The following is a 16,305-nucleotide window of genomic DNA, read 5'->3' as shown; positions in this document are numbered from 1 at the left end:
CTACCCGGCGCTCGACGCAGCCCGGGTCTCCAGCCGAACATAGTTCTGCAGGCTCTCGTCGGCATCGGCGGGCACGAACCCGGTGGACTCGATCTTCGTCAGATCCAGGACTCCGCTGGCCGGGCGCGGCGACACCGGATTCGTCGCCGTGCTGAAGTACTCCGCGGTGGACACTCCGCTCACCCGGTTCGGGTCGTGGCCCGCGAGTTCGAAGGTGCGTCGCGCCACATCGGCCCACGAGGTGACCTTCCCGTTGCCCGTCACGTTGTACGTCCCGTGGGGCGCGCGGGTCTCGAGGAGATGCCGGATCGCCCGGGCCAGCTCCGAAGTGAACGTCAGCCGGCCGACCTGATCGTCGACCACCGACGGATCAACACCGCGTTCGGCAAGAGAAAGCATGGTGCGCACGAAGTTTCGCCCGTCACCGATCACCCAGGAGGTGCGCAGGATGTAGTGCCGGTCCAGTGTTCCGATGATCTGATCACCAGCGGCCTTGGTCTGTCCGTAGACGCCGAGCGGAGCCATCGGATCATCTTCGCGATAGGGCCGGGTCGCGGTGCCGTCGAACACATAGTCCGTCGACACGTGTACAACGGTCAGCCGGTGCGCCGCCGCGACCCGTGCCAGATTGGCGACACCGGTGACGTTGGCGGCCCAGGCAGCGGCCCGCCCTTCCGGGGTCTCGGCCACGTCGACGGCGGTGAAGGCCGCCGCGTTGACGATCGTGTCGTACTCACGCCACGAGCGGGCCGAAACGAAATCCGCACTGGTGAGATCGAACTCGGGAAGGTCGACGTACTCGACGTGTGACACGCCCTCATACGCCGTTTGCAGGGCGCGGCCGAGTTGGCCACCGCAGCCGATTACCAAGATCTTGCGCGGCTTGACGGGCACGACGTCCGACAGCGGACCCTGGGCCCGGTCCTTGGCGGACAGCTCGGCCTGATCCAGCGGGATCGGCCAGTCGATCGCGACGGTCACGTCGGCGGGATTCAGCGAGGTGTAAACACCATCCGGCGAGTAGTGGTCGTTGACCAGGTAGGTGTAGGCGGTGTTCGGCTCCAGGGTCTGGAATCCGTTGCCCACACCCTGGGGTACGAAGACGGCCCGAGACGGGTCGACTTCCGCGGTGACAACGGCCCCGAACGTCGGCCCGTCGCGCAGGTCGACCCACGCGCCGAAGATCCGGCCAGTAGTAACCGAGATGTACTTGTCCCACGGTTCGGCGTGAATGCCACGGGTGGTGCCGGCCGACGAGTTGAATGAGACGTTGTTCTGCACCGGCCCGAAGTCGGTCATCCCGGCAGCAACCATCTTCTCGCGCTGCCAGTTCTCCTTGAACCAGCCGCGATTGTCACCATGAACAGGCAGGTCCCAGATGACCAACCCGGGAATCGCCGTCTCCGTTGCGCGGAGTGGTTTTCCAAGCTCCGTCATTGCGTGCGCTCCCCTGTCATTGCCCGAGTCTGGCGTAGAAAGCTTCGGTGGCGTCTTTGGCGGGCGCCCACCAGCTTTCGTTGTCGCGATACCAGTCGATCGTCGCGGCCAGCCCGTGCTCGAAGTCAGGATATCGCGGCCGCCAGCCGAGCTCATCACGCAGCTTGGTCGCATCGATCGCGTACCGCAGGTCGTGACCGGTCCGGTCCGGCACATTCTCGTAGGCATCGGCCGGCTGGCCCATGATCGTCAGGATCAGCTCGACGACGGTCTTGTTGTCCTTCTCGCCATTGGCGCCGATCAGGTATGTCTCCCCGATCCGGCCGTCTTCCAGAATCTGCAACACTGCCGAGGAGTGATCATCGGCGTGGATCCAATCGCGCACGTTCAACCCCTCCCCGTACAACTTGGGGCGTGTCCCCCGCAGCACGTTGGTGATCTGACGGGGAATGAACTTCTCCACATGCTGATACGGGCCATAGTTGTTGGAGCAGTTCGAGATCGTCGCCTGCACACCGTAGGAACGCATCCACGCCCGCACCAACAGATCGCTGCCGGCCTTGGTCGACGAATACGGCGACGAAGGGTTGTACGGGCTGGCTTCGGTGAACCGGCCCGGATCGTCGAGCGCCAGGTCGCCGTACACCTCATCGGTCGAGATGTGGTGATACCGGACGCCATACTTGCGGACCGCTTCCAGCAGAGTGAACGTCCCGATCAAGTTGGTGTGCAGGAACGGTTCCGGGTCGTCCAGTGAATTGTCGTTATGCGTTTCCGCGGCGTAATGCACGACGCTGTCGGCCCCGGCCACCAACTTGTCGACGAGCTCGGTGTTGGCGACATCACCGTGGACGAAGCTGACCCGATTCTCGGGCAGGCCGGCCAACGACTCCCGATTCCCGGCATAGGTGAGTTTGTCCAGCACGGTGATGTGATGGTCGGTGTGCTCGACGGCGTAATGCACAAAGTTGGATCCGATGAAGCCGGCGCCTCCGGTGACCAGAAGCTGCGCCACTACAGACCCCTTTCCAGCAGATCCAACAGGTACGAGCCGTACCCCGACTTCACCAGCATCTCGGCGCGCTCACGCAGTTCGTCATCGGTGAGAAAGCCTTGCCGCCACGCGATCTCCTCTGGAACGCCGATCTTCAAACCGGTCCGACGCTCCATCGTGCGAACAAAATCCGCCGCGTCGGTCATCTGATCGAAGGTCCCGGTATCCAGCCACGCCGTCCCGCGGGGCAGCACCTGCACCCGTAACCGGCCCTGCTCCAAATACTCCCGGTTGACGTCGGTGATCTCGTACTCACCGCGATCACTCGGCGAGAGGTCCCGGGCAATCTGCACCACGTCGTTGTCGTAGAAGTACAACCCGGGGACCGCGAAATTGCTTCGAGGTTGTTTCGGCTTCTCCTCCAGCGACACCACCACTCCGCTGGGATCGAATTCGACCACACCGTAGGCCGAGGGCTCGGCCACCCAGTAGGCGAAGATCTGGCCGCCGTCGACGTCGGAGAAACACTTGAGCTGGGTGCCCAGTCCGGGGCCGTACAGCAGGTTGTCACCCAGGATCAGGGCGACCTTGTCGTTGCCGATGAAGTCCGCACCGATGGTGAACGCCTGCGCGAGTCCATCCGGGGACGGCTGTTGTGCGAACGTGAGCGAGATGCCGAACCGGGATCCGTCCCCGAGCAGCCGTTCAAAACTCTCCGCATCGTGCGGGGTGGTGATCACCAGGATGTCGCGGATCCCCGCCAGCATCAGCGTCGACAGCGGGTAATACGCCATCGGCTTGTCGTACACCGGGATCAACTGCTTCGACACGCCAAGGGTGATCGGGTGCAGGCGGGTTCCGGAACCACCCGCCAGGATGATGCCCTTCATGACATCCGTCGGATGACGCGAACGCCCATCCCGCGGGTCTCGTAGATGCACAGGTCGTCACACCAGAACCGGCCGTCGAACACCGCGAGCACGCCACGATCGTCGCTCTGGGTCGACAGAATCTCGATCTCGGACTTGGTGCGCTTGTTGGTCGGGGTCACCTGACCGCGGAACTTCCAGCTGAACATTTGGTCCAAAGCGACGGGCTCGAACTCGAATTCGTCACCCGCGCCGGCCAACCCGGCCAGTCGGACCGCCGCGCGGGCCGCCTGCTGCATGGCTTCCAAGCCCAGCGAACCCGGCTGCACCGGATCCTGGAAGAAGTGGGCCTTGAAGAACCACGCCTCCGGGGTGACGTCATACTCGGCGACCAGTCGCCCCAGACCGGCTTCTCCCCCGCCTGGCCAGAACTTCACCCGGTCGAGCACTTGAAGCCGGCCCTGGTCCAACCAAGGTGCGCCGTCGAGCTCCGGCGCCCGGTACGGCAGTTCGACCGGAGCCGGTTCGGAAAGTGCCTCCAGTACTCCGGGTTTCATCCGCAGCCCGACTTGGGTCTTGAGCGCTTCGGGACTGAAGAACCCGAATGCCGTCTTCATCGTCATGACGACTTCGTCGTTCTGGGTGCAGACCACGTCGAAGAAGACGATCGTCGACCCGGCGCCGTCGGCGAACCGCTCCAGCGTCGAGGTCACCCGCAGCGTGCCGACTCGGGCCGGCCGATGCTGGACGACGTCGCCGCCGTCGAGGTTGCGGAACACCACATCGTCGGGGCGGTTGGCGGCGAACCCGTTGTACGACGACAGCCAGCCGCAGGGCTGCAGCAGGATCTCGATGAGCACCGGCATCGGCACCGCGTCGACGTGAGCGTCGGCGAAATACCACTCACCCTCTGGCACATCGTATTCCGCGACGACGGTGCCGCCCTTGGTCGGCACTCCCGGCGGACTGGACACACTGAGCACGCGGGACATGAAGTGGTACGGCTCGTCCGGCAGACGCGGCGCCCGCCTCGTACCGTCGAACGGCGCGTACAGGGCGCCGAACGCATCCGACGGCATCCCGCGCCCGCAGGCCAGAAGCGCGCCCTGGTCACCGCGAACATCGTTGGTTCCGGCCAGGATCTGCACCGGCCCGGGCGCACCCGGCGGCATCGGCCAGTCCGGGACCAAGCGCATCCCGAAGCGCCGCGCGTGGAATACCTTGAAACCGTCACTGCGGCAAAGCAGCGCGGCGAAGACCGTCGGCGTGGGGCCGTCGATGATCTCTTCGATGAACACCTCGTAGTCGAGCATATGGTCGGCGTCCGGGGTCACCTGTCCACGGCAGACGAAGCGGGCCATGTCATCCGGGACGGGTTCGAATCGCCACCCGTCGCGTTCTACGGAGAACCCGTAGGCCGCCATCGCGAACGACAGCGCTTGGGTGGCGGCGTCGGCCATCAGTGTGCCGGGCATGCACGGATCGTTTTTGAAATGACCGTCGTAGAACCACATGTCCTTGGGGACCGCGGCGGTGGCGCGCAGATACCCACGGCCCCACGGCCCGCCGTTGGGATCGAATTCAGCGATCTCGTCGATCAGCCGCAGTTTGCCCTTCGGCAGCGAGGGCGTGCGGGTGTGTGCGGCGGCCCGTTCGAATCCGGGCCCGAAGCACCGGTAGGCGTGACCCTCGGTGAAAGCCTCGACGTCGCCGGCGGTGAAGGACCGCTTCTGGGTGACAACCGGGGGCTCATCGCGAACCGCGCCGTCACGCGGTGCGTCGTCGGCAGCGTCCCACAACACCCCGTCTGACTCGGCGAGCTCGGCGTCGGAGAAGAATCCCGCCTGCCCGTTGCGCACCGAGATCATCAGCCGGTCGCCGATGTAGCAGTCGTAGTGGAAGAAGAACAACCGCGTATCACCGGTTTTCGCGTGACCGTCGATGTGGATCTCATAGTGCAGCGTGTCGCCGCCCTTGGGCAGCTCACCCATGAACGTCAGGTCGCAGCCGAGCAGGCGGTAGACGCGTTCGCTGCGGTTGGTGAAATCCGCGCCCAGCCAGGACGCGAGCAGCAGATCCGCTTGCCCGCTCTCGATCACGACACCGGGCGACATGCGGCCGTTGTGGATGTACCAGGCGTCGGGGTCGACGTCGGTCTCGGTGACGATTGTGCCAGTGCCCATCGTTCCCGGCTCACCCTCGATGCTCATCACCCGGTCGGCCAGCAGCAGCGGCGGCTCCGGCATCCGCACCAGCCGCTCGTACTGGTCGTACTCGGCAAACTTCGGTCCCATGACCTCCGAGACCTTGCCGCCGGCAAGGATTTCCAGCTGAGCACGGGTCCACAGCGGTTCCTTGGCTGCCGTCGGCCGCGTGCTCGGCGAAGACGTCGGCACGGCCGGTGCGGGCGGTGCGGCCGGTGTCACGGTGACCGGTGGCGCCGGGGGTGCCGGCGGCGGCGGAGGCGGTGCACTCGGCGCGGGCATCACCGGCGCGCTCGCCGCGGGAGCGGGTGTCGGCGCGGGCGCGAAGACCGCAGCCGCGCTCGTCGCGACGGTGGTAATCGATCCCCGCCGCCCCGATACCAGCGCGAGGAGATCGCCGCGCGACTTCAGGAACGACGAATGTGCTTCTGCCTGCCGCTCCAGGAACGCGGTGTGCGCGTCGCTGACCGAGGCAACCAGGTTCAACGCCGTCGTAGTCTGGTCGCTGGGCGTGGCGACGGCCGGGGTGGCAGGCACGACAGGGCGGGCCACGACAGTGCTTGTCTCCGCGACGGTATGCACGACGAGGTCCTGGGCCACCACCAGCGGCGCGAGTTGCGCGGGCGCGGGTGGCATGACTTGAACACTTCGCACATCAGGCATGGGTGTACTTCCGTTTCTGGACGCCGCCGGCGTCGAGACAGTCATGGGTGGTGCTGGAGGCGAAACAGTCTTGGGCGACTCGGGAACCGAGACGATGTCCGGCCAGTGAGCGGCCAGGGTCAGCTTGCGGGTGCCCTCCGACGACGCCGGCCCCCGCTGTTCGCGCAGTTGCCGGATACGCGACTCGAAAGCCTCGATGTCGACGGGCAGTCCGTGCACCCACAGCTTGGACACGCTCTCGGCCAGGGCACGCAACCCGCGCCGTTCCTGCGGGTCCAGCGCGACAGCCAGATGCGGCCGGTCGCCCAGGATCTTGGCGACCGCGGCGGTCAGAATATTGCGTGGACCGTGCTCGACGAAGATCCGGACGCCGTCCTCCCAGGCTTGCAGAATGGTTGCGGGGAAGTCGATCGGCTCCAGCGCCTGGCGGGTGATCGCCTCGGCGGCCGCCTCACGGGTCGGCACGTAGGCCCGGTTGACCGCGTTGGTGTAGAAGCGAATGTCGGGGACTTCGTGGGTTTCCCGGGTGTGGATGTTTCGCCAGGTGTCGGCGAACGGCGCCATCGCTTCGCAGTGGATCACCATGTCCAGACCCAGCGGGATCGCGGTGGCGCCGGGAACCGCGTCGATCACCCGACGGCACGCCGCGGGATCCCCACCGATGACGCAATCGTCCGGTGCCTGCACGATCGTCATGTAGGCGTGCGGTTCGACGGCGAGCGCCGCGTCGACCAACGTCCGCGGTGCGGTGATCCGCCAGCACTCCCATGGAGCCGGCCGGTCACCCAGCCCCCAGTCGGCGGCCGCCACCCGGCATTCGCCGGTCAGCTCGTCGCCGTACATGCCCGACGCCTCGATCTCGTCGAGCATCGGCTCGAGGTCGCTCCAGACCCCGAATGCCATTAGTGAGTTGGTCTCACCTGACGAAAGACCGATCGCTGCAACGGGTTTGAGACCCAACACATTGCGGGAGAATTCGGCCTGCGACTGGCAGACCAGGGCGCAGCCGGTCAGTTGAGTACGCGGGTCCAGAGTGGTGATCCCGGCGCCGTGCAGCGCGCGCGCCAGATCGCCCACCCCCGAGAAACGTTGGGTGAGTGCGTCACCGATCTCCGGCCACGCGAACAACAGATCGCGCCCGGCACCCGGGTACGCCGCGGCCGCACCGGTGAACGTGAACGCCAGTTCGCCGGCCATCGGTTCCTCGGCATATGCGATGCCGGGAATCACCGGTACCTCGCCACGTTCCAGGCGCTGGACAGCCTGCTGCCGCAGCTTGTCCACCGTGGCCTCGCTGTCGCCAACCAGTGAACACCGCACCGGCCCGGCTCCACCCGGTTCGCCACGCTGCATCCGCCCCAGCAGGTCGGCCCGGCTGTCGCCGGCATAGCGTTGCGAAACCGGAATGACGCCAACCGCCAACGGCTTGGACGCACCGTCCGCGGCGGACACCGTGATGCCGTCGGCGTGGCCGCCCAGCGCCTCCACCCACACCGCGGCCGAGGTTCCGCCCGGCGCCGGTTGCGCCCCGGCCTGGTCCACCCGAACCCGGGCCCGGACTGCCTCGGCGCGGGCCGCGATCTCCACGGCGGCGCTGGCCGCATGGGTGCGGCCGATCCGGCCGACCGCGAAGTTCGGGTCCGTTTCGAGCGGTTCGTCGTCGGTGTCGATGACGGCGATGATCTCGTCACCGGCCGCTTCGGCGTCCGCGCGCCGCTTGAGCACGAAGGCCACCGCGGCATCGCCGTGTCCCACACTGGTGTCGGCGTCGAGTGCATCTGCCGCCTTGGAATGGGCTGGCTCACAACACATGTCGACCGCACCGGCGACGACGGTGTCGAGTTCGCGATGACGCAGCGCGCGAATACCGATCTGCAGCGCGGTGATCGCGGACAGTTCTTCGGTGGACACGGTGAATCCGAATCCGCGGAAGTCGCGCTGCGCGTGGATGCGATTGGCGGGAATGTTCGGCATGGTTCCCACCACACCGTCGGCCGTCAGTCTGGGGGCCGCCTGCGCATTGGCCTCCAGCCACCGTTCGTTGTCGGTGTTGAGCACCCGCAGCCGTTGCCGCGCGATCATGGCGTCGCAGCCCATACCGACGAACACCCCGGTTCGCTCCGGATCGGTGACGACACCGTCGAGCGCCTGCCCGGCCGCCGCCAGCATGACGGTTTGCTGACTGAGGCTGCCCGCGAGTTCGTTGGGCGGGAAACCGAGCCCGGCAAGGTCCAGCACGACGCTGTCGAGCGGGGTGGGTTGCGCCTCCGGACCGAACACCCGGCGACGGAATGCCTCGGCGTCACCTGCGTCACCGGTGACCACACCCATTCCGCAGATCACGATCTCGTCGGTCGGGGGCTGCTGCCGGGTCGCCGAAGGTTGTGGCCCCCGGTAGTTCTCGACGATCAGGTGGGCGTTGTTGCCGCCGAACCCGAAGTTGCTGACCGCCGCGCGTTTGACCGGGCCATCCCACGCCGTGGGGGTGGTCACCAAGGTGAACGGCGTATCGCCGAGCTTGTCGGTCGGCTTCTCACACACGGTCGGCGGAATGGTCGACGCCTGCATGGCGGAGAGCACATTCACCAGACTCGCCGCGCCGGACACCGTGATGGTGTGGCCCAAGTTGCCTTTCAGCGCACCCAGTTTCAGTGGAACGTCACCATAGGCGGCCGCGATGCTCTGCAGCTCGGTGGCATCGCCCAGCGGGGTGCCGGTGGCGTGACAATCGACGTAGTCGATGTCGGCCGGGGTTAGCCCTGCCTGCTCCAGCGCGGACTTCATGGCACGGGTCTGACCGCCCACGGCCGGCGCCAGGAAGCCGCTCTGGCGTCCGTCGTTCGAGAGCCCGACGCCCAGGATCACCCCGAGGATGGTGTCGCCGGCGCGCTCGGCGTCGGAGAGCCGCTTCAGCGCCACCAGTGCGGCGCCTTGGGACGGCACCAGGCCGTCGGCTTCCGCGTGGAACGGGCGGGACTGCCCTGTCGGGCTCAGCGCCTGCAGCGAGGTGAAACCCAGGTGCAGGAACAGGTCATCCGATCCGTTGACACCGCCGGCGAGCATCACGTCGGCATCGCCGTCGTGCAATGCGTCGCAGGCGAGCTTGATGGCGTAGAGCGACGATGCGCAGGCCGCGTCGAGCGCGAACACCGGACCGTTCATCTCCATCGCGCCTGCAACCAGGTGCACGGGCAGCCCCGACGAGAACCGGTTGCGCGGATCGTCGTTACCCTCCCCCGTCCAGACCGCCTCGACGAAGGCGGTGCCCATGGTGCTGGGGTACGACAGATTGCCGACGATCAGGCCGGTGCGCGGCGCCGCGAGCGGTCCGCCCAGCGCCTGCTGAGCGCACTGAGCGAGCCACGGCACGATGGGATCGAGCTGGTCGAAATCCGGTATCCGTGCGGCGAATTGACTCAGGTCGAACGTCGTGTCGACATAACCTCCGGTCGCCGACGACACGCGCAGCCCTGGTTTGTCACTGGCCAGCAGCTTCGCCGGGTCCACCCCGCGCCACGCGTCGCGTGGCGTGGGGGCCAGCAGACAGCGTCCGCTCAGCGATGCGTCGAACAGTTCCTCGGGTGTCGCTGCGCCGGGCAGCACACAGCTGCGTCCGACGATCGCGACGGGTTCGAAACCGCTCACGCCGGAGTGTCCGCGGTGCCGCCCGCGGCGTAGAACTCGACACCCTCGAGCGTTGCGATGAGCGCACCGTCGGAGGTTTCGTACGCGATGTCGAAGTCGACCCGCTTGTCGTTGACCGGGTGTGCGGCCAACCGACAACGTCCGATCGTGCCGTCTCCGAACGCCCGGTGCAGAACAACACGCGCGATCCGGATCGGCAGCACCAGCGGGCGTCCCTGAGAAGCGGCCCACACAATGCCGAGCTGCAGTCCGCCGTCGACGCCGGCGGCGTCGATGGCCCAGCCGTTCTGCGGCCAGCCGAGGGCGTCCAGGCTCTTGAGGTCCGCGCTTCCGCCGGCAGCACCGACCGTGTCGAGACGCTCGATCACCGCGAACTGCGGCCCGTGGAACAGAGGTCCGGCGTACGCTTCGTCGACGCTGACCGGCCACGCTGATCCGGACACCTGCGGAACCGACACTTGCGGGTCCGCTACCGCGGCGTTGTCGACGGTGGCGCGGTAGCGAGCGCGGCCCTCCGTGTCCCGGATGGACACGGCGTACTCCGAACCGGTCGGCTCGAAATCGATTCTGAGTGTTTGCTTTTCGCCTTCGGCGAAGGTCACACCGGAGAGCACCTGGAAATCACGGACCACCGGGCAGGTGTCGGCGACCAGGCCGCGAGCGGCGCGCAGAATCGCGTCGAGCGCGATCACCACCGGTACCACCACCCGGCCACGGACCTGGTGATCGGTCAGCACCGGCAGGTCTTCGGCCGACACATCCCACTCCAGGTGCGCGGCCCGCAGCCGGGGCTCGGCCGGGGCGGCGACCACGACCGCGGTGGCCGACGAACGGCACAGCGCGTGGTCGGCGAAGAACTGCGCTCCCTCGTCGATGGGGATGACACCTACACCGCCTGCGAGGAACCGGCTCTTCAGTGCCGCGTCGACCATTCCGCCGTCCCACGGTCCCCAGCCGAACGCTCGGACGACACATTCGCCGTTGCGCCGTGCGGACTCGCGGGCCGCGATGGCTTCCAGCGCCGCGTTGGCGGACGCGTATGCCGACTGTCCGGGATTGCCTGCCCGCGCCGCAATAGAGGAGAACAAGGAGATGAAACGCAGCTCGTCTGACGACGTTGCATCCAGGAGAGCCTCCGCGCCAACCAGTTTCGTGCTGAATACCGTGAGGAATCCGTCGTCATCGAGGTCTTCCAGGCGCTTGTCGGCGAGCACACCGGCACCATGGACGACACCGACGATCGGTCCGAAATTCGCCCGGACCTCGTCCAGCACGGCGTCCAGCGCGGCGCGGTCGGTGATGCTGGCCGCGAAGTAGCGTGCCGGCGTGCCCTGCCGCTCTGCGGTCGACAGGGTGGCGCGGACTTCCCGCTCAGCCAACAGGTTTTCGGCCTGAGCACGTGCCTGCGGCAGGCTCAGCTGTTCACCGCGGGCCCGCGCCGATGCCGCCAGCGCAGTGGCGATCTCGGCGGCCGTGGTGCCTGCCGGCTCGTCGATGCTCACATCCCGCAGCGGCGTGCGGCCGAGCAGCGCGAGGCGCAGGCCGTGGCGTTTGGCCAGTGCTAGCGCGGACTCCGCCGTCACACCACGAGCGCCGCCCGTGACCAGCACAACGCCGCCTGGGGTGACGCTGATCGTCTCACCCTCGCCGACCGACGATTCGATATCGTCGACCGCCACCAGCCGGGTGCCGTCAGCGCGCAGCGCCACCTCGATACCGCTACCGCCCTCGAGCAGTTCGGCCGCCAGTCGCTCAGCGTCAAGGCTTTCCATGTCGATGGCCCGCACGGACGCGTTCGGCCATTCCCAGCCTGCGGTCTTCACCAGGCTCGCGACTCCGACCGGTACGTCGGCAGCGACGAACCGAGCTCCTGTCGACTGTACGGCGACGAAAACCCTTGTCGCAGCGCTGCTCCTGGCGACACTGCGTGCGGCGTGGAATGCGCGCAGGTGCATCGCTACACAGTCTTCGGGTGTGCGAGCCGCAGACAGGGCGGCCAAGCTGATGACAGCGCCCGCTTCGGCGGGAACCTCGTCGACAGCGCTGGCGTTGATGCCGCGAGCGATCAGTGCAGTCTGCAGAGCGTCGGCGAAGGCCGGATCCTCACGGGTGATGATGACGACACCGTCGAGCAGGCCCGCCATCGCGAGACCCGTGGGCGGTGCGGCGCGCAGCTCGGCCTCGGTGCAGGACAGACCGACCGGAGCGGCGACCGACATAGCAGGCTCCGTTGCCGCGGTGGACTGTTCGGTGCGTCCACCGGAGGCGAATCCGGAGACGGTGTCGACGACATCCTGCAGGGTGCGCAGGTTGGCCAGCTCCGAAGCCGGAATCTCCGGCGCACCCGGGAACTTCGCCTGCAACGCCGCCAAAATCTCGACCTGCTTGATCGAATCGATCCCGAGCTCAGCCTCCATCTCCATGCCCAACCCGAGCATGTCCACCGGATAACCCGTCTTCTCCGAAACAATCGACAGCACAACATCACCCGCAGGTACCGACGATGCGACGGCCGGCGCAGCCGCAGGGGCGGGCGCCGCAAATCCGGAGACGGTGTCGACGACATCCTGCAGGGTGCGCAGGTTGGCCAGCTCCGAAGCCGGAACCTCCGGCGCACCCGGGAACTTCGCCTGCAAAGCCGCCAAAATCTCGACCTGCTTGATCGAATCGATCCCGAGCTCAGCCTCCATCTCCATGCCCAACCCGAGCATGTCCACCGGATAACCCGTCTTCTCCGAAACAATCGACAGCACAACATCACCCGCAGCCGGACCCGCAGCCACAACCGGCGCAGCCGACGCAACCACAGCAGACGCCGGCGGGACAAACCCGGCCACCGTATCCACCACATCCTGCAACGTCCGCAACCCGGACAACTCCGAAGCCGGAATCTCCGGCGCACCCGGGAACTTCGCCTGCAAAGCCGCCAAAATCTCGACCTGCTTGATCGAATCGATCCCGAGCTCAGCCTCCATCTCCATGCCCAACCCGAGCATGTCCACCGGATAACCCGTCTTCTCCGAAACAATCGACAGCACAACATCACCCGCAGGTACCGACGATGCGACGGCCGGCGCAGCCGCAGGGGTGGCCACCGGCGGGGCCACAACCGCGGCCACCGGGGCCGCAGCGACAGGAGCAACGGCGACGGGTGTCACCGGCGGCGCGATCACCGGCGCGGCCGCCACCGCAACCGGGGCAGGCGCGGGCGCTGGCGCTTGAGCGACGAGAGCCGGCGCAGGCGCCACAACCTGCTGCGGCGCGACGCTCGCCATCACCATCGGTGTCTGCGCAGCCGCCCTCGGATCGCCCACGACGTGGGCCATCATCTGGGTGGACATGTCCAGGAACGCCTGGTGGCTGCGCGTGACGACATCCATATAGCGCTGATGCTGTTCGGCGGTCTCCTTCTGGATACTGTCGATGACGCTCCACACATCACCGGACAGCGGCGCTTCGATCACCTCGGCCTGTACCTCCACCTGCTGCTGCACCACCGGTGCCTGCTGGTGAATCACGGGCGCTGGTGCCTGCGCCACCGGCGCCGGGGCGGCAGCCGCGGGCGACTCCATGCGCTGCACGGCCGGCACGGGCTGCTGAACCGCGGGTGCAGGCGCCGTGGCCGCTGTCGGCGCCGGCACCGGGCTGGGAGTACTCACCCGAGTCCGCTTAGGGGTGATCGATACCTTGCCGTCGGCAGGCGGATACGGCTTGCCGAGGTTGGCGCCGCCCACCTTCACCGCATGCTTGGGGGCCGGAACGTACTGCAATGGCTCCTCGTAGTGGTCGAAGAGCGCGCTGAGATCGAGCGCCACACCGTCGGCGGCCAACGCCGCAAGCCCGCGATGCCAACCGCGCAGCCCGTCGGCTTTCTGGTCGTCCAGGGAGATCGCGGCGTGCGGGGTCGATCCGAGGATCTTCCCGACCAGTCCGGTCAGCACCCGCCCTGGCCCGACCTCGACGAATCGCGTGACCCCGTCGCGAGCCATCGCCTCGATCATTTCGCGGAAACGCACCAGCTGCTGCACCTGATCACCGAGCTGGGTGGCGACCTCCTCGCCGTACTGCTGCGCGGTGGCGTTGGCGTACACCGGAAAGTTCGGCTGGCCGATCTTGAGAGTCTTCAGATATGCGGTCAGGGGTGCGCAGCTCGAAGCCACGATCGGTGAGTGGAACGCCGAGGCGACCGGTAGGCGAACCGCCGTCCAGCCCTTGGCTTTCGCCACATTCTCGGCCCACGCGATATCGGCCTCATGCCCGGCCAGCACCACCTGGGTCGGCGCATTGTCGTTGGCGACGACCAGCGATCCGTTGTCCGGCTGCGATGCCACCAGCGCACGTACGTCATCGGCGGTCGCCGATACCGCCAGCATCGCGCCATCCTTGCCCTTGCCCGCTTCGTTCATCAGCGTGCCGCGGGTGCGCGCCGTCTCGACGAGGCTCTCGATCGGCAGGACACCGGCGGCCGCCAGCGCGGTGACCTCACCGAAGCTGTGGCCGGCGGCGGCATCGGCGCTCACACCGAGGAGGTCGAGCAGCGCCAGTTGCGCGAGACTGGTTGCGGCGATGGCCGGTTGCGCGTTGGCCATCGCGGTGAGTTCCTTCTTCTGCGCGTCGGCTGCGGCGGCGTCGAACACCGGCTCCGGGAACACGACCCCGGGGAGGTCGGCCAGATCGCCTTGGAGCCCGTCCCAGATCGCGAGCGCTTCGGGGAAGGCGAGTGCGAGGTCACCACCCATCCCGACGTACTGGCTGCCCTGCCCCGGGAACAGGAAGGCCGTCTTGCCGTCGCGTGCCGGCCCGAGGCCGACGGCGATGTTGGCGTCTTTGAGCGTCGCTACGCTGCCACCGGCCAGCGCAGTGCTGAGCCGGTCAGCAACCGCGGCAAGCGATTCGGCGTCGGTGGCCACCAGCCCTGCACGCGCGTGCTGCGATGCATCGAAGACCTCGGCGGCATCGAAAGCGATGCGGGCGAGGGTTTCGCCGGAGCGGGCCGCGGCGGCGATATCGGAAGCCCGCTTCTGCAGCTCGGCCTCCGACGGCGCGCTGAGCACCACCAGCTCGCTGGGCAGCGTCCGCAGCCGCTTGGCGCGGTGCTCGCCCTGATACTCCTCGAGCGTCACGTGGAAGTTACTGCCGCCGAAACCGAAGGAGCTGACGGCCGCGCGCCGGGGCTGATCGCCCTTACGCACCCAGGGCCGGGTCTGCGCGTTGACGTAGAACGGCGAATCCTCAATTCCCATCGCGGGATTGGGACGATCCACCTTCAGCGTGCCCGGTAGTGTCGAATGCTGCAGTGCCAGAACGGCCTTGATGAGCCCCGCAGCACCCGCTGCTGCCTTGGTGTGGCCGATCTGAGACTTGACCGATCCCAGCGCGATCCGTGCCGAATTGTCGGTGAACACCGACTTCAATCCGGCGAACTCGGCGACGTCCCCCGCCTTGGTCGCCGTGCCGTGCGCCTCGACGAGCTCGACCGTCGAGGGGTCGTAGCCGGCACGCTCGTAGGCACGGCGCAGTGCCTTGGCCTGCCCTTCGGAACGCGGGGCGTAGACGCTCGACGCACGCCCGTCCGATGAGGAGCCCAGGCCGCGGATCACCGCGTGGATCTGGTCACCGTCGCGCTCGGCGTCAGCGAGACGTTTGAGGGCCACCATGCCCACGCCCTCGCCGATGATCGTGCCGTCCGCGCCGGCAGAGAAGGGTCGACAGTCACCGGTCGCCGAGAAGGCCGGCGTCTTCGAGAAGCACATGAACATCATCACGTCGTTGAGCGCGTCGACGCCGCCCGTCAGCACCACATCCGACTCGTGCAGATACAACCGGTGCAGCGCCGACTGCAACGCGGAAAGTGAACTCGCGCAGGCAGCATCGGTGACGAAGTTGGCGCCGCCGAGGTTGAGGCGGTTGGCGACGCGACCGGCGATCACGTTGCCGAGCAGACCCGGAAAGGTGCTCTCCTGCCACGGCACGTAGTGATCGGCGATGTCCTGACAGATCTCGTCGGCTTCGGTCTCGGACAAACCGTTTTCCAGCAAGGCTTTACGCCAGATCGGTCGCTGCATCCGCGAGCCCATCTGAACCACCAGTTCGGTCGTCGAGGCGACCCCGAGTACCACGTCCACCCGATCCAGGTCGACATCGGCGCCGCTGCGCTGCACCTCGTCGAGCAGTTGCCGGGCCGCCACCAGCGCGAGGATCTGCCCGGTGTCCGTCGACGGTAATGCGTTGGGCGGCAACCCGAACTTCACGGGATCGAAGTCCACGGGGTCGATGAAGCCGCCGCGCTTGCAGTACGTCCTGTCCGGCGCCTTCGGGTCGGCGTCGAAGTAGTCCTCGATCAGCCAGTGCGACGGAGGAACATCGGCGATCGCGTCGCGGCCGGTGGTGATGGTGCGCCAAAAGCCGTCGAGCCCAGACTCACCCGGGTAGATCGCCGACATGGCGACCACCGCGATAGGAGTTGCAGTGGGCTGGTGCGTGTTGTCAGTCA

Annotated in this window: 5 protein-coding genes; all 5 read right to left on the bottom strand. The window is 67.2% G+C overall.

The features are described 5' to 3' along the window. Genes Y900_RS19455 through Y900_RS30390 form a run of 5 tightly spaced genes read right to left on the bottom strand, consistent with a single transcriptional unit; the run spans nucleotide 1 to nucleotide 16,264 of the window. Nucleotides 1–1,437, bottom strand: a complete 1,437-nt coding sequence (locus Y900_RS19455) for a sugar nucleotide-binding protein (RefSeq protein ID WP_036343950.1) — start codon at nucleotides 1,435–1,437, stop codon at nucleotides 1–3. A 16-nt stretch (nucleotides 1,438–1,453) separates the two neighbouring features. Beyond that, nucleotides 1,454–2,452: a dTDP-glucose 4,6-dehydratase gene (gene rfbB / locus Y900_RS19450; RefSeq protein ID WP_036343948.1), complete on the bottom strand. Its 999-nt coding sequence runs from the start codon at nucleotides 2,450–2,452 to the stop codon at nucleotides 1,454–1,456. Then, nucleotides 2,452–3,321 (bottom strand): glucose-1-phosphate thymidylyltransferase RfbA, encoded by an 870-nt coding sequence (gene rfbA, locus Y900_RS19445; RefSeq protein ID WP_036343947.1) that lies wholly within the window; start codon nucleotides 3,319–3,321, stop codon nucleotides 2,452–2,454. The genes rfbB and rfbA overlap by 1 nt, the downstream gene beginning before the upstream one ends. Then, the gene (locus Y900_RS19440) at nucleotides 3,318–9,812 is read right to left on the bottom strand and encodes a beta-ketoacyl synthase N-terminal-like domain-containing protein (RefSeq protein WP_036343946.1); all 6,495 of its coding nucleotides are present in this window, start codon (nucleotides 9,810–9,812) and stop codon (nucleotides 3,318–3,320) included. Before Y900_RS19440 ends, rfbA begins: the two co-directional genes overlap by 4 nt. Continuing rightward, nucleotides 9,809–16,264, bottom strand: a complete 6,456-nt coding sequence (locus tag Y900_RS30390; protein ID WP_051660158.1) for a type I polyketide synthase — start codon at nucleotides 16,262–16,264, stop codon at nucleotides 9,809–9,811. The genes Y900_RS19440 and Y900_RS30390 overlap by 4 nt, the downstream gene beginning before the upstream one ends. Nucleotides 16,265–16,305: the final 41 nt, after the last annotated feature.

The organism is Mycolicibacterium aromaticivorans JS19b1 = JCM 16368 (genome assembly GCF_000559085.1).
Classification (GTDB): Bacteria; Actinomycetota; Actinomycetes; order Mycobacteriales; family Mycobacteriaceae; genus Mycobacterium; species Mycobacterium aromaticivorans.
The sequence above is the reverse complement of the archived record's forward strand: the minus strand, read 5'-3'. Positions and strand labels throughout refer to the sequence as shown.

What these genes read in the sequence shown, in the direction of transcription:
- Y900_RS19455 (WP_036343950.1), bottom strand. Translation starts at nt 1,437, where the DNA reads ATGACGGAGCTTGGAAAACCACTCCGCGCAACGGAGACGGCGATTCCC.
- rfbA (WP_036343947.1), bottom strand. Translation starts at nt 3,321, where the DNA reads ATGAAGGGCATCATCCTGGCGGGTGGTTCCGGAACCCGCCTGCACCCG.